This is a genomic window from Tepidimonas sp. (genome assembly GCF_029335975.1).
In the GTDB taxonomy this organism is placed as follows: domain Bacteria; phylum Pseudomonadota; class Gammaproteobacteria; order Burkholderiales; family Burkholderiaceae_C; genus Tepidimonas.
In genome coordinates, this window is record NZ_JARJMT020000153.1 from 1 (window position 1) to 21286 (window position 21286).

19 protein-coding genes are annotated in these 21286 nt (G+C 64.8%); 8 read left to right on the top strand and 11 right to left on the bottom strand.

Annotated elements, in window-relative coordinates; translation table 11 throughout:
- A partial coding sequence (locus P3W97_RS08605; RefSeq protein WP_300845832.1) for an RDD family protein occupies positions 1-312 on the bottom strand: 312 nt, incomplete at its 3' end.
- Positions 313-590: 278 nt separating this feature from the next.
- Between P3W97_RS08605 and P3W97_RS08610 the strand changes: the two genes are divergently transcribed.
- The 6 genes from P3W97_RS08610 (at position 591) to P3W97_RS08635 (ending at position 8145) form a co-directional block, all read left to right on the top strand.
- A complete protein-coding gene (locus tag P3W97_RS08610; RefSeq protein ID WP_300845834.1) occupies positions 591-2369 on the top strand; it encodes an acetolactate synthase 3 catalytic subunit in 1779 nt (592 codons plus the stop codon).
- A gap of 128 nt (positions 2370-2497) precedes the next feature.
- Positions 2498-2989, top strand: a complete 492-nt coding sequence (gene ilvN, locus P3W97_RS08615) for an acetolactate synthase small subunit (protein WP_300845836.1) — start codon at positions 2498-2500, stop codon at positions 2987-2989.
- Positions 2990-3018: 29 nt separating this feature from the next.
- Positions 3019-4035 (top strand): ketol-acid reductoisomerase, encoded by a 1017-nt coding sequence (gene ilvC, locus P3W97_RS08620; RefSeq protein WP_300845838.1) that lies wholly within the window; start codon positions 3019-3021, stop codon positions 4033-4035.
- Between the two features lie 178 nt (positions 4036-4213).
- Positions 4214-5017 carry a CDP-diacylglycerol--serine O-phosphatidyltransferase gene (gene pssA, locus P3W97_RS08625; protein WP_300845840.1) on the top strand — a complete coding sequence of 268 codons (804 nt, stop codon included), beginning with the start codon at positions 4214-4216 and terminating at the stop codon, positions 5015-5017.
- 250 nt (positions 5018-5267) lie between these two features.
- Positions 5268-6809, top strand: coding sequence for a 2-isopropylmalate synthase (locus tag P3W97_RS08630; RefSeq protein ID WP_300845842.1), 1542 nt, complete (start codon positions 5268-5270; stop codon positions 6807-6809).
- Positions 6810-6948: 139 nt separating this feature from the next.
- A complete protein-coding gene (locus P3W97_RS08635; protein WP_300845844.1) occupies positions 6949-8145 on the top strand; it encodes a D-alanyl-D-alanine carboxypeptidase family protein in 1197 nt (398 codons plus the stop codon).
- Positions 8146-8205: 60 nt separating this feature from the next.
- Here the strand turns inward: P3W97_RS08635 and P3W97_RS08640 are convergent, their stop codons facing one another.
- The 4 genes from P3W97_RS08640 to nth form a co-directional block, all read right to left on the bottom strand.
- Positions 8206-8934 (bottom strand): IclR family transcriptional regulator, encoded by a 729-nt coding sequence (locus tag P3W97_RS08640; RefSeq protein ID WP_300845845.1) that lies wholly within the window; start codon positions 8932-8934, stop codon positions 8206-8208.
- A 116-nt stretch (positions 8935-9050) separates the two neighbouring features.
- A complete protein-coding gene (locus P3W97_RS08645) occupies positions 9051-9788 on the bottom strand; it encodes an arginyltransferase (RefSeq protein WP_300845847.1) in 738 nt (245 codons plus the stop codon).
- Entirely contained in the window at positions 9785-10576 is a 792-nt protein-coding gene (gene aat, locus P3W97_RS08650; RefSeq protein ID WP_300845849.1) for a leucyl/phenylalanyl-tRNA--protein transferase, read from the bottom strand. Before aat ends, P3W97_RS08645 begins: the two co-directional genes overlap by 4 nt.
- Positions 10573-11256: an endonuclease III gene (gene nth / locus P3W97_RS08655; RefSeq protein ID WP_300845851.1), complete on the bottom strand. Its 684-nt coding sequence runs from the start codon at positions 11254-11256 to the stop codon at positions 10573-10575. Before nth ends, aat begins: the two co-directional genes overlap by 4 nt.
- Before the next feature lie 103 nt (positions 11257-11359).
- On the opposite strand from nth, the gene P3W97_RS08660 reads away from it, so the two are divergent.
- The gene (locus tag P3W97_RS08660) at positions 11360-12553 is read left to right on the top strand and encodes a PLP-dependent aminotransferase family protein (RefSeq protein ID WP_300845887.1); all 1194 of its coding nucleotides are present in this window, start codon (positions 11360-11362) and stop codon (positions 12551-12553) included.
- On the opposite strand, the gene P3W97_RS08665 is transcribed toward P3W97_RS08660, so the two are convergent.
- A complete protein-coding gene (locus tag P3W97_RS08665; protein ID WP_300845853.1) occupies positions 12554-13108 on the bottom strand; it encodes a redoxin family protein in 555 nt (184 codons plus the stop codon).
- A 55-nt stretch (positions 13109-13163) separates the two neighbouring features.
- Between P3W97_RS08665 and P3W97_RS08670 the strand changes: the two genes are divergently transcribed.
- Complete coding sequence (locus P3W97_RS08670) at positions 13164-14534, top strand: TrpB-like pyridoxal phosphate-dependent enzyme (RefSeq protein WP_300845855.1); 1371 nt, start codon at positions 13164-13166, stop codon at positions 14532-14534.
- A 6-nt stretch (positions 14535-14540) separates the two neighbouring features.
- Here P3W97_RS08670 and serB read toward each other — a convergent pair whose 3' ends face one another.
- From serB to P3W97_RS08695, 5 genes are all read right to left on the bottom strand, one after another.
- Positions 14541-15257 (bottom strand): phosphoserine phosphatase SerB, encoded by a 717-nt coding sequence (gene serB / locus P3W97_RS08675; protein WP_300845857.1) that lies wholly within the window; start codon positions 15255-15257, stop codon positions 14541-14543.
- A 34-nt stretch (positions 15258-15291) separates the two neighbouring features.
- Positions 15292-15912, bottom strand: coding sequence for a YitT family protein (locus P3W97_RS08680; RefSeq protein WP_300845859.1), 621 nt, complete (start codon positions 15910-15912; stop codon positions 15292-15294).
- Positions 15909-19397: a transcription-repair coupling factor gene (gene mfd, locus P3W97_RS08685; RefSeq protein ID WP_300845861.1), complete on the bottom strand. Its 3489-nt coding sequence runs from the start codon at positions 19395-19397 to the stop codon at positions 15909-15911. The genes P3W97_RS08680 and mfd overlap by 4 nt, the downstream gene beginning before the upstream one ends.
- 599 nt (positions 19398-19996) lie before the next feature.
- The gene (locus P3W97_RS08690; RefSeq protein WP_300845863.1) at positions 19997-20383 is read right to left on the bottom strand and encodes a DUF86 domain-containing protein; all 387 of its coding nucleotides are present in this window, start codon (positions 20381-20383) and stop codon (positions 19997-19999) included.
- The gene (locus tag P3W97_RS08695) at positions 20380-20670 is read right to left on the bottom strand and encodes a nucleotidyltransferase family protein (RefSeq protein WP_300845865.1); all 291 of its coding nucleotides are present in this window, start codon (positions 20668-20670) and stop codon (positions 20380-20382) included. Before P3W97_RS08695 ends, P3W97_RS08690 begins: the two co-directional genes overlap by 4 nt.
- Between the last annotated feature and the right edge of the window lie 616 nt (positions 20671-21286).

Sequence of the window (21286 nt, forward strand, 5' to 3'; positions counted from 1 at the left end):
CTGGGTCAGTGGCCGCCCCTGACGGTCCACCACACGGATATGCCAGGTCTTCATGGCCAGCGTTTGGCCCTTGTGCCAAAACCAGGTGAAGTACACCCCCAGCACGGCGAACAAAAAGGCCTGCTGCAGGTGCCGGTTGTCGAGCACATGGCGGGTCTGGGTCAGGGCCGAAAACAGATAGCCCGCGATGAACACGACACCGAACAGCAGCATGCCTTCGTAGAGCCAGCAGGCCATGCGGCGCCCGAGTGAAGGGGCAGGCAGCCCGGCGAGCGCGGTGCTCTGAATGGGAGTGGCGGGGGGCGCGTGCATGTGCGCAGCGGGCAAAACCAGGATGGCCAATGACCAAAAAAGTTCATTGTCGCATATGGCGCACGCCGCCGTTGCAGAAAAAAATCGACCAAGGCGTGGAGTTTTCATGCTGCAGTGCCATAATCCATCGTGGTACACACCATTGCCAGCCCGAAACGGGCCAAGGTCGCGGACCAACCGCCATGGCCTTGGCCTCAAGTCCCAAAGCCGCCTCACGAGGGCGCGACCAAGGGGCACCGGAGGTCTTTCGTCAGAGAAATACTGAAAGGTTGTTTGTCATGGAAATCAACAAGGCCGAAATCGCGTCTGCAGCCGCTGTCGCTGGTCACTCCCCCGCTGTCGAGCTCATGGGGGCCGAAGTGCTTGTCAAGTGCCTGCAGGCCGAAGGGGTGAAATACGTCTGGGGCTACCCAGGCGGCGCGGTCCTTTATGTCTACGACGCGCTCTACAAGCAAGACATCATCCAGCATGTCCTGGTGCGCCACGAGCAGGCGGCAGTGCATGCCGCGGACGGCTATGCGCGCGCCACCGGCGAAGTTGGAGTGGCACTGGTCACCAGTGGCCCGGGCGTGACCAACGCGATCACCGGTATCGCTACAGCCTATATGGACTCCATACCGATGGTCGTTATCACCGGGCAGGTGCCCACGGCCGCCATCGGCTTGGACGCCTTCCAGGAATGCGACACCGTCGGTATTACCCGGCCCATCGTCAAGCACAACTTTCTGGTCAAGGATGTGCGCGATCTGGCCATTACGATCAAAAAAGCCTTTCACATCGCGCGCACGGGCCGCCCCGGGCCGGTGGTGGTGGACATTCCCAAGGATGTCTCGTTCAAGAAAACCGCATTTGCCGGCTATCCCGAGAGCATCACCATGCGCTCCTATAACCCGGTGCGCAAAGGACACGGCGGCCAGATTCGCAAGGCATTGCAGCTGCTCCTGAGTGCCAAACGCCCCTACATTTACACGGGCGGCGGTGTTATTCTGGGCAATGCGGTCGCCGAGTTGCGCCAGCTGGTGGATCTGCTCAACTACCCCGTGACGAATACGCTCATGGGGCTGGGGGCCTTTCCGGCGACCGACCGGCGCTTCCTGGGCATGCTGGGCATGCACGGGACGTTCGAGGCCAACAACGCCATGCAGAACTGCGATGTGCTGCTGGCGGTGGGGGCGCGCTTCGACGATCGCGTCATCGGCAACCCCAAACACTTCGCTCAAAACGAGCGCAAGATCATTCACATCGACATCGACCCCTCCAGCATTTCCAAACGCGTCAAGGTGGACGTGCCCATCGTCGGGGATGTCAAAGACGTGTTGACAGAGCTGATCGCGATGGTGCGCGAAAGCCCGGTTCGCCCCGATGAACGTGCGCTGGCCGCCTGGTGGGAGACCATCGAGGGCTGGCGCTCGCGCGACTGTCTGCGTTACGACCGCGACAATACCGATGTGATCAAGCCGCAGATGGTCATCGAGACGCTGTGGAATATGACCAAGGATGTCGAGGCCTACATCACCTCGGACGTCGGGCAGCATCAGATGTGGGCGGCGCAGTTCTACAAGTTCGATCAGCCGCGGCGCTGGATCAACTCGGGTGGCCTGGGCACCATGGGGGTGGGCATTCCCTATGCCATGGGCATCAAGTTGGCCAAGCCCGAGGCCGAGGTGTACTGCGTGACGGGGGAAGGATCGGTGCAGATGTGCATCCAGGAATTGTCCACCTGCCTGCAGTACAACACGCCGATCAAGATCTTGTCGCTCAACAATCGCTATCTCGGCATGGTGCGCCAGTGGCAAGAGATCGAGTACTCCGGCCGCTACAGCCACTCGTACATGGATGCCTTGCCCAACTTTGTCAAGCTGGCCGAGGCCTATGGACATGTGGGTCTGCTGGTCGAACGGCCGCAGGATGTCGAGCCGGCGCTGCGCGAGGCGCGCAAACTCAAGGATCGCACGGTATTCATCGACTTTCGCACCGATCCGACGGAAAACGTCTGGCCCATGGTGCAGGCGGGCAAAGGCATTACGGAGATGCTGCTCGGCAGCGAAGATCTGTGATGCTGTCGCAGCTGGCGGCGTTGGTCCGTGCGGCACGCCGGCTGAACCCCTATCGAGGAATCTATTGACCGCCGAGCCCGCCCCTTACCGGGGGCGGGGGAGGGCGGCCGAAAAGAGGAATCTCATTCATGAAACATATCATTGCCGTTTTGCTGGAGAACGAGGCGGGGGCCCTGTCTCGCGTCGTCGGATTGTTCTCGGCCCGTGGCTACAACATTGAGTCTCTGACGGTGGCCCCGACCGAGGATCCGTCACTGTCGCGCATGACGATTCAGACCACGGGTTCGGATGACGTCATCGAGCAGATCACCAAGCACCTCAATCGCCTCATCGAGGTCGTCAAAGTCGTCGATCTGACCGAGGGGGCCTACACCGAGCGCGAGCTGATGTTGGTCAAGGTACGCGCCGTCGGCAAAGAGCGCGAGGAGATGAAGCGCATGGCCGACATTTTCCGCGGCCGCATCATCGACGTCACCGAGAAGAGTTACACCATCGAGCTCACTGGTGATCAGACCAAGATCGATGCTTTCCTGCAAGCCATCGACCGCAGTGCCATCCTGGAGACGGTGCGCACCGGTGCCTGCGGCATCGGCCGCGGCGAGCGTATTCTGCGCGTCTGAATCCCATCCCCTTATACCTGGAGCGAACCATGAAAGTGTTCTACGACAAGGACTGTGACCTAAGCCTGATCAAGGGCAAGACCGTGGCCATCATCGGTTACGGCAGCCAAGGCCATGCCCATGCGCAAAATCTCAACGACAGCGGTGTCAAGGTGATCGTCGGCCTGCGCAAGGGTGGGGCTTCCTGGGGCAAGGCCGAGAAGGCCGGCCTGACTGTGATGGAAGTCAACGACGCGGTCAAGGCCGCAGATGTTGTGATGATCCTGCTGCCCGACGAGCAGATCGCCGAGGTGTATAACCAGAACGTCGCGCCAAACATCAAGCAAGGTGCGTCGCTGGCCTTCGCCCACGGCTTCAATGTGCACTACAACCAGGTGGTGCCGCGCGCCGATTTGGACGTGTGGATGGTGGCGCCCAAAGCCCCGGGTCATACCGTGCGCAGCACCTATCTGCAGGGCGGAGGGGTGCCACACCTGGTGGCGGTGCACCAGGACAAGAGCGGCAAGGCGCGTGATCTGGCGCTGAGCTACGCCATGGCCAACGGCGGCGGCAAGGCCGGCATCATCGAGACCACCTTCAAGGAAGAGACCGAGACCGACCTGTTTGGCGAGCAGGCCGTGCTGTGCGGTGGCGCGGTCGAATTGGTTAAGATGGGCTTCGAGACCCTGGTCGAAGCCGGCTACGCGCCCGAAATGGCCTACTTCGAGTGTCTGCACGAGCTCAAGCTCATCGTCGACCTGATGTACGAGGGGGGCATCGCCAACATGAACTACTCCATCTCCAACAACGCGGAGTTTGGGGAGTATGTGACCGGGCCCGAGGTGATCAACGAGGAGTCGCGCAAGGCCATGCGCAAGGCGCTGCAGCGCATCCAAAACGGCGACTACGCCAAGATGTTCATCCAGGAAGGCCGCCTGAACTATCCGAGCATGACAGCGCGCCGCCGCAACCTGGCCGCGCATCCGATCGAAGTGGTCGGCGCCCAGTTGCGCGCCATGATGCCCTGGATCGCGAAGAACAAGCTGGTCGATCAAAGCCGCAATTGATCGATGCCCGGCTGGCGGCTGGAGCCAGCCCTTCCCTCGCCCGCATGTGGCACGCGATGTCCAGCCGCGGGCGTGCGGTCATGCACGGGTGTTCGGGGCCTGTTCCCGTGGGCGTACACTAGCGCTCGGTCTGTGCGGTCGACGCGACAGACCACACCCCTTGCAGTGGCCTTTGTTCATGCTCGACGGATCTCACATCCCCCGCAGCCCAGAGGTGCCGAGGCGCGCCAAGGGCATTTATATCCTGCCCAATTTGGTGACGTTGGCGGCGTTGTTTGGCGGCTTCTATGCCATCGTGATGGCCATGAATGGCCGCTTCGACCTTGCCACGAGCGGCATTTTCGTTGCCATGGTCTTGGATAGCCTGGATGGCCGCATCGCGCGCCTGACGCACACCCAGAGCGCCTTTGGCGAGCAGATGGACTCGTTATCCGACATGGTCTCGTTTGGCGCGGCGCCGGCGCTGGTGGCCTACGAATGGGCACTGCGCGATCTGGGGCGCTGGGGCTGGATCGCCGCGTTCGTCTATTGCGCCTGCGCGGCGCTGCGGCTGGCGCGCTTCAACGTCAACACCCATGTGGTGGACAAGCGCTATTTCCAGGGGCTGCCATCGCCGGCGGCCGCGGCGCTGGTGGCGGGCTTCATCTGGCTGGCCACCGACGCCGGTCACGACGGCGACGGGCTGCAGTGGGCCTTGTGTGCGCTGACGCTGTATGCCGGGTTGACGATGGTGACCAATGCGCCGTTCTACAGTTTCAAGGATCTGAGCCTGCGCAAAAGCGTACCGTTTGCGACCCTGGTGTTGATCGCCCTGGGCATTGCCGTCATCAACATCCACCCTCCGGTGGTGTTATTCGCGCTGTTTGTGCTGTACGGCCTGTCCGGCTATGTCGTGTATGCGGTGCGCAAATCCAAAGGACGGCCAGTCAGCGTGGTGAGCACCTCCACCGACGAACCGGATGAGCGCGGCCTACACGAATGACGGGCTCGGCGCAAACATTCAGAGTGATCGCCTCGGTCTATGGCATGGTGAGCGTGCGCCGCATCGCGCTTGTGTTACATTGAAGCCTATGGAGTTTGCGCCCAGCCGCCTACTGCGACTACCCCGCTGCGGGCAGGCGGTTTAGCGCGCGTTCTCAAACCCCCACGGCCCGCATGCCCTCGCTGCGGGCCGTTTGTTTTGCCGGCACGCATGGGCAGCGACCACAGCCACCCTTAGCAGGAGTTCCGCCATGACCGACAAGTTGATCATTTTCGACACCACGCTGCGCGACGGCGAGCAGTCCCCGGGCGCCTCAATGACCAAAGACGAAAAGCTGCGCATCGCGCGCCAGCTCGAACGGCTGAAGGTCGATGTGATCGAGGCGGGTTTTGCGGCCAGTTCCAACGGCGATTTCGAGGCGGTCAAGGCGATTGCCGGCGTGATCAAGGACTCCACCGTGTGTTCGCTGGCCCGCGCCAATGACCGCGACATCGCACGGGCGGCCGAAGCCCTGCGCGGCGCCAACCGCGCGCGCATTCACACCTTCATCGCAACGTCGCCGCTGCATATGGAGAAGAAGCTGCGCATGACGCCCGAGCAGGTGCTGGAGCAGGCGCGGCAGGCGGTGCGCTTTGCGCGCAACCTGTGCGCCGACGTCGAATTCAGTCCTGAGGACGGTTACCGCAGCGAGTTGGATTTCCTCTGCCGCGTGTTGGAAACGGTGATCGCCGAAGGCGCCACGACCATCAACATCCCGGATACGGTCGGCTATGCGGTGCCGGAGCTGTACGGCCATTTCATCAAGACCCTGCGCGAGCGCATCCCCAACTCCGATAAGGCCATCTGGAGCGTGCACTGCCACAACGACCTGGGTATGGCGGTGGCCAACTCGCTGGCCGGCGTCAAGATCGGCGGGGCGCGCCAGGTCGAATGCACAGTCAACGGCCTGGGGGAGCGGGCGGGCAACTGTTCGCTGGAGGAGGTCGTCATGGCGGTCAAGACCCGCCGCGACTATTTCGGGCTGGAGGTCGGCATCGACACCACGCAGATCGTGCCCGCCAGCCGCATGGTCAGCCAGACCACGGGCTTTGTCGTGCAGCCGAACAAGGCGGTGGTGGGGGCCAATGCCTTCGCGCATGCCAGCGGTATTCACCAAGATGGTGTGCTCAAAGCGCGCGACACCTACGAAATCATGCGCGCCGAAGATGTGGGCTGGAGCGCCAACAAGATTGTGCTGGGCAAACTCTCGGGGCGCAACGCCTTCAAGCAGCGCCTGCAGGAGCTGGGTATCGAGATGGAGTCCGAAACGGAGCTCAACACGGCCTTCGCCAAGTTCAAGGAGCTGGCCGACCGCAAGGCCGAAATTTTTGACGAGGACATTCTGGCGCTGGTCAGTGACGAGAGTGTCACGCCGGAAAAGGAGCAGTACGGCCTGGTGTCGCTGTCGCAGCGCTCCGAAACCGGCGAACGCCCCCATGCGCGCGTGGTCTTTACCATCGACGGCAAGGAGTACGTGGGCGAAGCCGACGGCAATGGGCCGGTGGATGCGTCCATCAAGGCCATCGAGTCGCATGTCAAGAGCGGCGCGGAGCTGCTGCTTTATTCGGTCAATGCGATCACCAGCGGTTCCACCGAATCGCAGGGTGAGGTCACGATTCGGCTGCAGCACGGCGGGCGTGTGGTCAACGGCGTCGGGGCCGATCCGGACATCGTCGTGGCATCGGCCAAGGCCTATTTGTCGGCGCTCAACAAGCTGCACAGCAAAGTCGATCGCGTCGCCGCCCAAGGCTGACTGCGCGCTGCGCTGGGGGGCTGCCCCTTTGTTGTGGAAGTGGCTCAAAATTTTTGCCTAGCACGATGTCGAAAATGGTGTTTTTGAGCGATCGGCCCCTTATACTGCCGAAGTCGTCGATGACTATGGGGCCGACACCATGAACAAAACGCTGTTGTGGGGCTCGCGGGCGCTGCTGCTCGCGCTGGTCGCTTGGGGTTTGGGTCTGCCGCCGCAGGAGGCGCGCGCAGCGTCCGTGGCGGTCAGCGCCAAGATGGATCGCGCCAAGTCCCCAGCCAAGCCGCGGGCCAAACCCGCTAAAGCCGCCAAACCCGTTAAAGCCGCCAAACCCGCTAAAGCCGCCAAAGCCGCCAAGGCCGCTAAGGCCGTGCCTCGCGCCAAACAAGGGATGCAAAGCGCGGTCAGTCGCGGTGCAGGGGTGGCCGCCCTGTCGGGGGCGGCGTTTGCATCCGCACCGGCTGAGGGCGGTGTGGACGGCGCACATGGGCTCCCGATCGATCCGGTGCCCCTGAACTCCAACGCCGTGCTGGTCGTCGACCGCGACACCAACGCGGTGCTGGTCGGTAAAAACGACGCGGCGGTGCTGCCGATCGCTTCGCTGACCAAACTGATGACGGGGCTGGTGATCGCTGACTCGGGCCTGCCGATGGATGAAGTGCTCACCATCACCGCAGACGATGTCGATCGCCTCAAGGGCAGTGGATCGCGCCTGGCGGTGGGCACGCGCCTGTCGCGGGCCGAGGCCTTGCATCTGGCCCTCATGTCCAGCGAAAACCGTGCGGCCCATGCCCTGGGGCGGACCTATCCGGGGGGAATCCCGGCGTTCGTCGCCGCCATGAACCGCAAGGCGGCCGAGCTGGGCATGAGCACCACCCGGTTTGTCGAGCCCACTGGGTTGTCCAGCGACAACCAGTCCAGCCCCCGCGATCTGGCGCGACTCGTCTCCGCTGCGGCCGAGCGCCCCGTGCTGCGTGAACTGACCACGTCACCCGAGTACGAATTGGCCAACGGCCGGCGTGTGGTGCATTACCGCAACAGCAACAAACTGGTGCGCGACAGCGAGTGGGACATCCTGCTGCAAAAAACCGGTTACATCCGCGAGGCGGGCCGCTGCGTGGCCATGCAGGTGCGGCTGGCAGGGCGCAACCTGATCATGGTGCTGATGGATGCTGCGGATTCGTCGGCGCGCTGGACCGATGCCGAGCGCTTGTTGCGCTGGCTGGAGCAGTCGCTGCTGCATTCTGGGGCGGTCCAGCACGAGGCGCTGGTGCCGCAGCGGGTGTCGCAGCCATGGGGTGCCGCTGCCTATCCTGGGGCGAATCGACTGCCCGGGTAAGGGCCGCAGCGCCGCACCGGCAAGAATGGGCAAAGCGAAGCTCGGTCCGCTGCACCCAGGTCAGGGGCGCTCGCTACGGTAACCCAACGCCGCGCTGATCTCCGCGGCGGTCTGCTGCAGCTTGGCAAGCCAGCTTTCGTCGATGCGGTTGGCGGGAGCGGAGATGGACAAGCCCGCCACGAGCCGCCCCTGATCGTTGTAGATCCCCGCCGCCATACAGCGCACGCCGGGTTCCAGTTCTTCGTTATCGCGCGCCACCCCCTGCCGACGGCACAAGGCCAGCTCCTTTTCCAACACCGCCAACTGGGTGATGCTGTTGGGGGTGTTGCCCGCCAGTCCAGTGCGGGTGGCGTACGCACGCAGGCGCTGCGGGTCCTCTTGCGCCAGGAAGAGCTTGCCCACGGAGGTCAGATGTAGCGGTGCTCGCCCTCCAATGGCGCGTACCACCTGCATGCCGGAGCGCTCGCTGTAGGCGCGCTCGATATAGACGATCTCGTCGCCCTGGCGCACGCTCAGATTGACCGGCTGCTGGATTTGGCGGTGCAGCTCGCGCATCGGACCGACGGCGGCTTCGCGCACATCCAGCCGCGCTTTGACAAGGTTGCCCAGTTCCAACAGGCGCAGGCCCAGTCGATACATGCCCGGCTCGGATCGCTCCACGAATCGGCCGATCGCCAGGTCATTGAGGATGCGGTGGGCAGTGGAAGGGTGCAAGCCGGTTTCTTCGCCCAGCGTCTTGAGGGAAACCGGGTCCTCGTGTCGCGCCAGGACGTCGAGCAGGGCGAACATGCGCTCGAGCACCTGCACACTGTGCCGTGGAGGAGGTGGGGTGTCGTCCGTTTTCCGCATCACGGTCGTCGGGAGTCTCGACAGCCAATTTTATCATATGAAATTGTGATCCATCCTCACAGCGCCAGCCGCCAGCGGCCGTCCTGAAAAAGCTCGTGCGGCCGAAAGCGGACCTTGTAGGCCATCTTGGGACTGTCGGCGATCCAATACCCCAGATACACATAAGGCAGTTGCAGGCGGCGGGCCTGTTCGATCTGCCACAGTACCCCATAGGTGCCCAACGATCCGGGCCAGTCCGGGTCGTAGAAGGTGTAAACCGCGGACAGGCCGTCGTCGATCAGATCGATCACGGACACCATCACCAGCCGGTCCGGGGAGTCGGTGCCGCCGCGCGCCCAAAATTCCACCAGCCGTGAGTTGACGTGGCTTTGCAGCATAAACTGGCTGTACTGCTCGACGTCGTCGTGGTCCATACCGCCCCCGGCGTGGCGGCTGCGTTGGTAACGCAGGTACAGCGCATAGTGCGCGGGCGAGTAGCCCAGCCGCATCACTCGCGCATGCAAAGCGGCGTGTTCGCGCCAGGCGCGGCGCTGGCTGCGGGAGGGGGTGAACTCTGCGGCGCGCACGCGCAACGGGACGCAAGCCTGACAGCCGTCGCAATGGGGCCGGTAGGTGAACAGACCGCTGCGCCGAAAGCCGCTGGCCACAAGGCGCGAGTAGGTCTCGCCCTGGATGAGGTGGCTCGGCGTGGCCACCTGCGAGCGGGCCAAGCGCTGCGGCAAATAGCTGCACGGGTACGGCGCCGTGGCGTAAAACTGCACGGCGCTCAGGGGCAGTTCGTGCAGGCGAGTCACAGGGGTGCTGCGGGAATGGGTGAGGACAACGTGTCCAGGGCGGCATCAGGCCATAACTGATTCCAGTATAGGCAATCCCAGCGCCAATCGGGGGTAGGTTCAGCAATGGCCTGACGAACGTCATGCAAAAAACGGTCGCGCGCTTCCTCGGCCGCCCCGAGCGACGCCAAATGGCGGGTGTTTTGCTGGCAATCGATCAAAGTCACGCCCCAGGCGCGGCAGGCGGCCACCAATGCCGCCAGTGCCATTTTGGAGGCGTTTGGGCGGTGGCTGAACATCGATTCGCCAAACACCGCGCGCCCCATGTTGACCAGGTACAAGCCGCCAACCAGTCGCCCATCCCACCATGCCTCGACGCTGTGGGCGATGCCCTCTCGATGCAGCCCTCGGTAGGCAGCCTTTATCTCGGGCAGGATCCAGGTGCCATGCTGCCCAGGGCGGGGGGTATGGGCGCAGGCCACGATCACGGCATCGAATGCGCTGTCCATGCGGATCTGCAGCCGCCCCTGACGCAGCGCAGCGCGCAGGGCCTTGCGCAGTGAATGGCTGGGGCGAAAGCGCGCAGGCCGCAGCACCATACGCGGATCGGGGCTCCACCACAGGATGGGCTGGCCCTCGCTGTACCACGGGAATATCCCCTGGCGGTACGCTTGCCGCAGGGTCGGAGTGTCCAGCGTGCCGCCGGCCGCGAGCAGTCCGGGGATGGGATCCTGTTGTCCCCAGGCACTTTCCGCAGGCGGGAACGGGGCGCCGGGATCCAACCAGGGTAGCGGGCGCGGGGGGCTCATCGGGGAGCAGTTGTGGTTCGACGCCGGTTGCGGGTCTGGCTCGAGGCTTTCGCCTGCGCCTTGGCATGTTCGCACCACCCCGCCACCAGGCACGCGCCGCACTGCGGCGCGCGTGCGGTGCAGGTGTAGCGCCCGTGCAGGATCAGCCAGTGGTGTGCGTTGCGCAAAAAACGCTTAGGTATGCGCTGCAGCAGCCCTTGCTCGACCTGCAGCGGCGTCTTGCCGGGGGCAAGACCCGTGCGGTTGGCGACGCGAAAGATGTGCGTGTCCACCGCCATCGTCGGTTCGCCGAAAGCGACGTTGAGCACCACGTTGGCGGTCTTGCGACCGACGCCGGGCAGAGCCTCCAGTTCCTCGCGGCGACGCGGGACTTCGCCACCATGGCGCTGCAGCAGCAAGCGGCAGGTCTCGATCAGGTGGCGCGCCTTGCTGCGATACAGCCCGATGGTGCGGATGTGGCTTTCCAGCCCCTCCTGCCCGAGCGCGAGGATGGCTTGCGGCGTATTGGCGACGACAAACAGCCGCCGCGTGGCCTGGTTGACGCTGCGGTCGGTGGCCTGGGCGCTCAGCATCACCGCCACGAGCAGCTCGAACACGCTCGTATACTCGAGTTCGGTTTGCGGCTCAGGCCGCTCGGCCTGCAGGACCGAGAAAAAGGCTTCGATGTCGCGCGGTTTCATCACAGGTCCGTGGCGCCTGAGTGGGCCCCTGACAACGCAGGGGCCGCGGATCGGTACTCTTCCTGAAGGATCAGCGATGACCGATGATACGCCTACCTCCCCGCTGCGGCTGGCTGAGCGGCTTGCCCATGTCGAGACCTCGGCAATCCGGGAGCTGTTCAAGCTGCTGGGTAAGCCTGGCATCATCAGTTTCGCTGGCGGTTTTCCGGATGCGGCGCTGTTCGATGTGGAGGGTATCCGCGAGGCGACACTGGCAGCGCTGGCGGCCAATCCCGGCGCAGCGTTGCAGTACGGCGCGACCGAAGGCTACGAGCCGCTGCGCGAGCAGCTCGCCGCCTTTATGGCTGTCAAAGGCGCACGCGACTTGGCGCCCACCGATCTGATCGTAACCACCGGCAGCCAGCAGGCATTGGACCTGATCGGCAAGACGCTCGTCTCACCGGGCGACAAGGTGATCGTTGAGGCACCGACTTTCCTGGCCACCATCCAGTGCTTCCGACTCTATGGCGCGCAACTGCTGACGGTGCCGGTGGACGGGCAGGGCGCTGATGTCGAGGCGCTGGAGTGCCTGATCGAGCAGCACCGGCCCAAGTTCGTCTACCTGATCCCGACGTATGGCAACCCAAGCGGCGCGCAGATGAGCCTAGAGCGCCGCCGCCGCGTTCTAGAGCTGGCGGTGCGCACGCGCACGCTGGTGGTGGAGGACGATCCGTACGGCGATCTCTACTTCGACGCTCCGCCACCGCCAAGCCTGCTGGCGCTCAGCCCCGAGGTGCCTGGTAGCCGGGAGTGCCTGGTGCACTGCGGCAGCCTGAGCAAGGTGCTTTCGCCAGGGCTGCGCATCGGCTGGATGGTGGCCCCAGCCGAGCTGTTGGCCAAGGCGACGATGTGCAAGCAGTTCAGCGACGCGCACACCAGCACCTTCGCGCAGGCGACGGCGGCGCAGTACTTGGCCAGTGGCCGCATGCCGCAGACCCTTGCGCGCGTGCGCGGCATCTACGCCCGCCGCGCCGCGGCGATGGTGGATGCGCTGCGGCAGTCGCTGGGGGCGGCGATCGACTTCGTGCCGCCGCGCGGCGGGCTGTTCGTCTGGGCGCGGCTGACCGGTGCGGGCGGCAAAACGACTGACGGCGGTGAGCTGGCCCGCCGGGCGATCGAGCAGGGTGTGGCTTTCGTGCCGGGGGCACCGTTTTTCGCCCGCGATCCGGATCCGGCGACGCTGCGGCTGAGCTTTGCGACGATGGACGAGGCGGGCATTCGTGAAGGCGTGCAGCGGTTGGCAGCGGCGCTGGGTTGATCAACCTGCTGCGCCTGGCGACCGCAGCGTGGCCGCCCACAGCCTGAGCCGCATGCCGACGCCTGTCGTGTAGCCGACGGTCACATGGCGCAGGCGGTTGCCGGCGTCCAGCACCGCAAACACCGGCACCGAGCGCCAGCCGTGCGCCGCGGCGAGCTGCCCGTCTGCGTCCAGCACCGTGATCCACGGCAGCCCGCGCTGGCGCAGGTAAGCTCGCACGGCGGCCGCATCGCCGCTGCGCGTGGCCAGCGTTACCAGCGGGCGGTCGGCGGCCAGCGCGGTGACAGAGCCTTCCTCGGCGCGGCAGATGCTGCACCAAGTGGCCCAGATGTGCAGCGCCACGGGCGAGCCGGCGCCGGCGCCGAGCTGGGCGCGCAGGTCGGCCCAGCTACCGCGGCCTTCGGTGCCGTCCGGCAGCAGCCACGCCAGTGTGCCCTCGGGTGCCCAACGCTCGGGCGTGGCGCGCGTCATCCACGCCTGCACCCCAAGGAAAACCCCGAGCGCCAGCGTCAGGGTGATCGAAGCTTCGCGTACAAAATGGCGGATGCGGCCCATGGCGCCATTGTGCCAGGGCATCCCCTACCGTATCCGACCCTCGAGGAGATCCCCCGTGACGACGCCGACCAAGTTCCTGCTGCAGGAAAGCCAGATGCCCAAGTACTGGTACAACATTGCTGCGGACCTACCCAAGGCCCCGCCGCCGGTGTTGCACCCGGGAACGCTGCAGCCGGTCGGTCCGGACGACCTGGCGCCACTGTTTCCGTTGGAGCTGATTTTGCAAGAGGTCAGCACCGAGCGCGAGATCGAGATCCCCGAACCCGTGCGCGAGATTTACCGCCTGTGGCGGCCGAGCCCGCTGTTTCGTGCCCACCGGCTGGAGAAGGCGCTGGGCACACCAGCCAAGATCTTCTACAAGTACGAGGGCGTCAGCCCGGCGGGCAGCCACAAGCCCAACACCGCCGTGCCACAGGCGTTCTACAACGCACAGGCCGGCACCCGGCGCCTGACGACCGAGACCGGCGCCGGCCAGTGGGGCACATCGCTGTCGTTTGCGGGCCACCTGTTCGGGCTGGAGGTGCTGGTGTTCCAGGTGCGCGTGTCCTACGACCAAAAGCCCTACCGCCGTGCCGTGATGGAAACCTACGGCGCACGCTGCCTGCCGTCGCCGTCCACCGAGACGGAATACGGCCGGCGCGTGTTGGCGCAGCGGCCGGACCACCCCGGCAGCCTTGGCATTGCCATTTCCGAAGCGGTGGAGCTGGCAGCGCAGCGCGAGGACACCAAGTACGCGCTCGGCTCGGTGCTCAATCATGTGCTGCTGCACCAGACGGTCATCGGCCTGGAGGCGATGGAGCAGCTGCAGATGGCCGATGCCTGGCCGGACGTCATCGTCGGCGCCACCGGCGGTGGCAGCAACTTTGCCGGCATCGCCTTCCCGTTCATCGGGCACGGACTACGCGGTGGGGCGCGGCCGCGCATCGTCGCGGTGGAGCCGGCCGCCTGCCCGTCGCTGACGCGGGGCAAGTACGCCTACGACTTTGGCGACACAGCGCACCTGACGCCGCTGACCAAGATGCACACGCTGGGGTCGACCTTCACGCCGCCGCCGTTCCACGCTGGCGGGCTGCGCTACCACGGCATGGCGCCGCTGGTGTCGCACCTGAAAGAGCTGGGGCTGATCGAGGCGGTGGCCTACACGCAGACCCAGTGTTTCGAGGCCGGTGTGCTGTTCGCACGCAGCGAAGGCATCGTGCCGGCGCCGGAAGCCAACCACGCCGTCAAGGGCGCGATCGAGGAGGCGCTGCGCTGCAAGCGCGAGGGCAGGAGCGAGACGATCCTGTTCAACCTGTGCGGTCACGGCCACTTCGACATGGCCGCGTATCAGAAGTACTTCGCCGGCGAGCTCAAGGACGAGACCTACGATGAACGCGAGCTGGCGATGGCGCTCTCAGGCCTGCCGAGTGTGCCGGAGCCGGTTTGAGCGCCCTCAGGGCCGCACGACTTCCAGCAGCCGATCCAGCCCGCCCATGTCGATGGCGACATGGGCCTGCTGGCGCACCTTGGGCTTGGCGCGGTAGGCTACCGCCAGGCCGGCAGCGGCCATCATCTCCAGGTCGTTGGCGCCGTCGCCCATGGCGATCGCCTGCTCGGGCGCGCAGCCGATCAGATCACACGCCTGCAGCAGCGTGCGGCGCTTTTCGGCGCCGTCGCAGATATCGCCCCAGTGCTGGTCCAGGAGCCGGCCGGTCAGGCGTCCATCGACGATTTCCAGCCGATTGCTGCGCGCGAAGTCCAGCGCCAGCCGCTCGCGCAGCCGGTCGGTGAAGAAGGTAAAGCCCCCGCTGACCAGCAGCACCTTGAGGCCCGCCCCTTTGCAGGTCAGTATCAGCTCGGCAGCGCCGGGGTTGAGCCGGAGGCGCTGGCGATACACATCCTCCAGATGCTGCACCGGCACGCCCGCCAGCAGCGCCACGCGGCGGCGCAGGCTTTCTTTGTAGTCGGTGATCTCGCCGCGCATCGCAGCCTCGGTGATGGCGGCGACCTCGGCCTTGCGCCCGGCGGCGTCGGCGATCTCGTCCACGCACTCGATGCTGATCAGCGTGGAGTCCATGTCGAAGGCGATCAGCTTGAAGTCGCGCAGGCGCAGCGGCGGCGCGATGCCTCGCACGGCGAGGCCAGGGGCGATGTCGGACAGTGGGGTCATGGGCGGCATTATCGCGGGGTGGCGTGGCGGGCCATCAGTACGCCACATAGCGCCCAGGCTTGTGGTTCATGGCCAGCGTCAGGTTCATCAGCGCTGCACCGAGCACCGACAGCAGCAGCTGCAGCGGGCCGACCCAAGGCATGGCGGCCAGCAGGATGACGGCGTCGATGGCCAGCTGCACCACCCCGGCGCGCCAACCGTAGCGCTCCTGCAGCCACAGCACCAGGGTGTTGAAGCCGCCGAGGCTCGCCCGGTGGCGGAACAGGATGATGAAGCCCACCCCAATCAGCAACCCGCCGGCCACGGCGGCAAACCACGGGCTGAGCGCGCCCATGACGATCCAGCGCGGCATGACCTCGGTGAACGCGGCCAGCAGCCCGACGGCCAGCACCGTCTTGAGCGTGAACGCGCGGCCCATGCGCACCCAGGCCAGCGCGTAAAACGGCAGGTTGATCGCGAACACCAGTGTGCCGAACGGCCAGCCGCTGGCGTAGTGCAGCACGAACGCCAGCCCCACCGTGCCGCCGGTGACGAACCCAGCATGGCGAAACAGCACCAGCCCCAGCGCCACGATCAGCGTGCCGGTCAGCAGCGCCTGGGCATCGTCCAGCCAGGTATGGCGCGGGGTGGGAAAAGGCGTCTCGGCGGCAGTCATGCGGTTTCGGTGGCCAAAGGCTGGCCCAGCGATCGCAGAACGTCGCGCACCAACTGGGTACGCGCCGCGGGTTCGGGCAAGGCGCGCTCGATCTTCAGGCGGTCATTGCCCGCCAGTTTGACTTGGCGGTTCTTTTGCACCAGCTCGATGATGCGCATCGGGTCCACCGGCGGGTTGGGGCGAAAGCTGATCAGCACATGCGACGGGGCAGCGTCGATCTTGACCACCCCATATCGGCTGGCCAGCACCCGCAGTCGGTGTACATCGATCAGGTTGTGCGCGGGCGGAGGCAGTTTGCCAAAGCGGTCGACGATTTCTTCCACCAGCGCGTCGATCTGCTCGTTGGTCTTGGCGGTGGCGAGCTTCTTGTAAAAGCTCAGCCGCAGGTGCACATCGCCGCAGTAATCCTGCGGTAACAGGGCCGGGGCATGTAGGTTGATGTCGATGGTCGCCGCCAGGGGCTTGAGCAGGTCGGGCTCCTTGCCTTCGCGCAAACTGCGCACAGCCTCGGCCAGCATTTCGTTGTAGAGCTGAAAGCCCACTTCCATCATGTTGCCGCTCTGGCTCTCGCCCAAAACCTCACCGGCGCCGCGGATTTCCAAGTCGTGCATCGCCAGGTAAAAGCCGCTGCCCAGTTCCTCCATCTGTTGGATGGCCTCCAGCCGCTGTGCGGCCTGCTTGGTCAACCCCTGCATGTCCGGCACCAGCAAATAGGCATAGGCCTGGTGATGGCTGCGACCCACCCGCCCGCGCAACTGGTGCAACTGCGCCAGGCCAAACTTGTCGGCACGGCTGATGACGATGGTGTGGGCGGTGGGCACATCGTTGCCGGTTTCGTTGATGGTCGAGCACAGCAGCAGGTTGAAGCGCTGCGCGACGAAGTCGCGCATGACGCGCTCCAGCTCTCGCTCCGGCATCTGGCCGTGGGCGATTCCGATGCGCGCCTCCGGCAGTAACTGCTCCAATTTGAGGCGCCGGTTTTCGATGGTTTCCACCTCGTTGTGCAGGAAATAGACCTGTCCGCCGCGCTTGAGCTCGCGCAGTACCGCCTCACGGATGACGCCGGGGTTTTCCTCGCGTACGAAGGTTTTGATCGCCAACCGTCGTTGGGGAGCCGTGGCAATGACCGACAGATCCCGCAGTCCCTCCAGCGCCATGCCGAGTGTGCGCGGAATGGGCGTGGCGGTCAGCGTCAGCACGTCCACTTCGGCACGCAGCGCCTTGATGGCCTCCTTGTGCCGCACCCCGAAGCGGTGCTCCTCGTCGATGATCAGCAGCCCCAGGTTCTTGAACTGGGTCTTATCAGACAGCAGTTTGTGTGTGCCCACCACGATATCGATCGTGCCGTCTGCAAGGCCCTTGAGCGCTGCCGCGATCTCCTTGGCGGTGCGAAAGCGGCTCATCTCGGCGATGCGCACCGGCCAGCGCGCAAATCGGTCCACCAGCGTCTGGTAGTGCTGCTCCGCCAACAGCGTCGTCGGAGCCAGGAAGGCGACCTGCTTGCCCCCGGTGACGGCGATGAAGGCGGCGCGCAGCGCCACCTCCGTTTTGCCAAAGCCGACGTCGCCACAGACCAGCCGGTCCATCGGACGAGGGCTGATCATGTCCTGAATGACCGCGTGGATGGCTGCGCGCTGGTCCGGTGTCTCCTCGAAGCCAAAGTCGTTGGCAAAAGCCTCATAGTCCTTGGCATTGAAACGGAAGGCATGACCTTCGCGCGCCGCGCGGCGCGCATAGACGTCGAGCAGCTCCGCGGCGGTGTCGCGTATCTGCTCGGCGGCCTTGCGCCGGGCTTTGTCCCACTGGCCGCTGCCCAAGCGGTGCAGCGGCGCTTCCTCGGCGCTGACACCGGTGTAGCGACTGATCAGGTGCAGTTGCGACACCGGCACATAAAGCGTTGCGCCCTGTGCGTACTCCAAGTGCAAAAATTCCTGCAGCGCCGGCGCGCCATCCGGGGTTTTTTCCCCTAGGTCCAGATTGACGAGTCCACGGTAGCGACCAATGCCATGCTGGGCGTGCACGACAGGGTCGCCCAACTGCAACTCGCTCAGGTCCTTGATCAGCGCTTCAACATCGCTGACTTGTTCCTGCTTGCGCCGCCGACGCACGGTCGGGCCGGTGGCGAAGAGCTCCGTCTCGGTGACGAGCTCGATGCCGACCTCCGGCCAGGCGAATCCGGCGGCCAATGGCCCGGTGGCGATACCCACTGGCTCCGTGCTGGCTCGAAAGGCCGCCAGGTCGTCGAAGACCGGGGGATCGAGTCGGTTGGCGCGTAGAAAGTCCCGCAGGCTCTCGCGCCGGCCATCGCTTTCGGCCAAGATCAGTACCCGAGCGGCGCTGCGCCGCAGATGGGCATGCAGCCGCTGCAGGGGGTCGTCGGCGCCGCGCTGAACCGTCAGGTCGGGCAGCGCATCGATGACGCCGGACCAGGCTGTCAACGCTTGCGCGGCCGTGGCCGGGCGCAACGCCCACTGGGCGTGCGACTTGGCGCGGGCGTAAAAACCTTCGGCATCCAAAAATAGCGTCTCCGGCGGCAGGGCCGGGCGCTCCGGGTCGCCCTGCGCCAGGCGGTAACGCTCGCGGGTGTCCTGCCAAAAACGCTGGAATGCCTCATCCAAGTCTCCGTGCCACACCAGCGTGGCGTCCGGGCCCAGATAGTCGAAAACAGTGGCCGTCTCGTCGAAGAACAGTGGCAGGTAGTACTCGATGCCCGCCGCAGCCACGCCGTTGCCGATGTCTTTGTAGAGGCGGCTTTTGCTCGGATCACCTTCGAGCAATTCGCGCCATCGGGCGCGAAAGCGCGCCCGTGCCGCTTCATCCATCGGAAATTCGCGCCCGGGCAACAGGCGCACCTCGGGCACTGGGTAGAGGCTGCGCTGCGTGTCTGGGTCGAAGGTGCGGATGGAGTCGATCTCGTCGTCGAACAGATCGACCCGGTACGGCATGGGCGAACCCATGGGGAAAAGGTCGATCAGCCCGCCGCGCACGGCGTATTCCCCTGGGCTGACCACCTGGGTGACGTGCTGGTAGCCCGCCAGGCCGAGCTGGGCGCGCAAGCGGCCTTCGTCGAGCTTTTGTCCGGTTTTGAAGGCGAATGTGTAAGCCGCCAAAAAAGACGGGGGCGCCAGCCGATACAGCGCCGTGGTGGCCGGCACCAGGATAACGTCCGCCCCGTCGTCAGCCGCACGCTGCTGGATGCGCCAGAGCGTGGCCAGTCGTTCCGAGATCAGGTCTTGGTGTGGCGAAAAAGTGTCGTACGGCAGGGTCTCCCAGTCGGGGAACAGCGCACAGCGCAGCCCGGGCTCGAAAAACGGTAACTCGGCCAGCAATCGGTGGGCGTCCGCCGCGTCGGCGGTGACGATGGCTGTGGGGCGGCTGGCGGCTTTCTCGCGCGCGGCCAAAGCAGCCAGGATCAACGCGTCGGCCGACGGTCCAGGGCGCGCCGACTGGAAGCGCTTGCCAGGGGTAAGGCGTGGAAGTTCCATGAGAGGCCGCATTCTAGAATCCACGGCCATTCTGGATATCAACCCCCCTGCCCGGAAGGGGGGAGCTTGTCCCTGTAGGGCGGAGCCCGCTGTTGCGGTTCCGAGACGTGAGGCGCGTTGACGAGCCCCCAGGCCCTGGGACGGATGTTGCGGGCCGCGTTCACATTCGCGCGGTCGGCCTGTCTGCAGGCCACGCAGCGAAACCCGGCACATGACTTTTGTATCTTGTATCCTTCACGAGCAGGAACCATTCGCCGTCCTTGCGACGAGCGAGATCACACTGAGAGAAAACGCCGCCGCGGGCCGCCTTTGAGGTTGTCCGCTGGCCGGGATAACGGACACACCGAGGTTCTTGGCATGTCCTTAGCAGACACGCCGCTGGCCAGCAGCTTCTGGGCGGATTCGATCTTGCGCTCGGGTGGATTGGGACGGCAGCGTCGTGGTGCCGCTTCCGATAATCGTCTGAGCCTGTGCATTCGGCTTTCCCGCTAGCTCGGCCATCCGCTCGTACATCGAGGCCGACTTGCCAGAGCGCGGCTCATATGTGGACGGAGCGAACCTTGCACAGAGGTCGAACATCGGCGACTTGTTGTCTTTGGTTATGGCTCCGTTCCTTGATCCTTACGGTCTTCATGGTTGGCATCATGGCGCATGGCGGACAACTGCTTGAGCAACGCCGGCAGCCATTCGTGTACCGTCTCCCAAACTACATCGAGGTTGATGTCGAAATAACCGTGGGCCATTCGATTGCGCATATTTCGCATGCTGCGCCACGGTATCTCGGGGTGCGCCTGCGTGAACTCGGCGTAGCCGTCCATCACCTTCGTGGCCGCCTCGCCGATGATGATGAAGTTCATGATGACGGCTTGTTGGGTACGCTTGTCAGCGAGGAAATCATCTTTGCCCAGACCCTCCACGAAGCTGCATGCATCTGCTGCGGCTTGTCGTATGTGCTCGATGTAATCAGGAAGACGGCTCTCACTCATAACGGTTGCGCCTCCGCCAGCACCTTGGCTCGGAACTTCGTCGGCAAATCGTCGGGCGTCAGCAAATCGACGCGAACACCGAGTAGCGATTGCAGCTCCTCTTGCAAATCGCCCAGATCCAATAACGTGGCGCCAGGCAGCGCATCGACCAACAGATCGAGGTCGCTGCCTTCCCGGTCAGTGCCATGCAACACTGAACCAAAGATGCGCGGATTCGCCGCGTGAAAGCGGCTTACCGCTTCACGGACGGCGATTCGCTTGAGGTCAAGCGCGAGCGAGGGTCTCACGGTGCGCCTTGCCGTATCGAAGCCTATTGCAATGGTGAGAGATCGAGAATAACATTTCAAGAACCATTTTCGAGAATCGCAACGCCTTGATTGAGCGTGATACGTCGGTGGTCTGGTGCGGCCTCTCGAAATCCCTCGTTTTCAAGACTTAGGAGACGGCATGCCGCACCGTCCGATCCTATCCGCCACCAAGCGAGCAAGCAAGCCTACCGTTGCCACCCGATACCGAAGATGAACTCATCCGGCGATATGCCTTCGGTTAACCCCCCAGCCCGGAAGGGGGGAGCTCGTCCCTGTACGGCGGAGCCCGCGGTTGCGGTTCCGAGACGTGAGGTGCGTTGACGAGCGCCCTGGCCCTGGAACGGATGTTGCGGGCCGCGTTCACATCCGCGCGGTCGGCCTGTCTGCAGGCCGCGCAGCGAAACCCGGCATATGACTTTTGTATCTTGTATCCTTCACGAGAAGGATACCGGTTGCCGTCCTTGCGACGAGCGAGATCACACGGTCCCTTGGCGGCGGTACACCACACGCACTGGCCCCTTGGAATTCATCAGGGGCTGGTCGCGGGGAACGGCCGCGAACGGACGGAAACGGGGACGCCTGGTCTCGTCGCGCT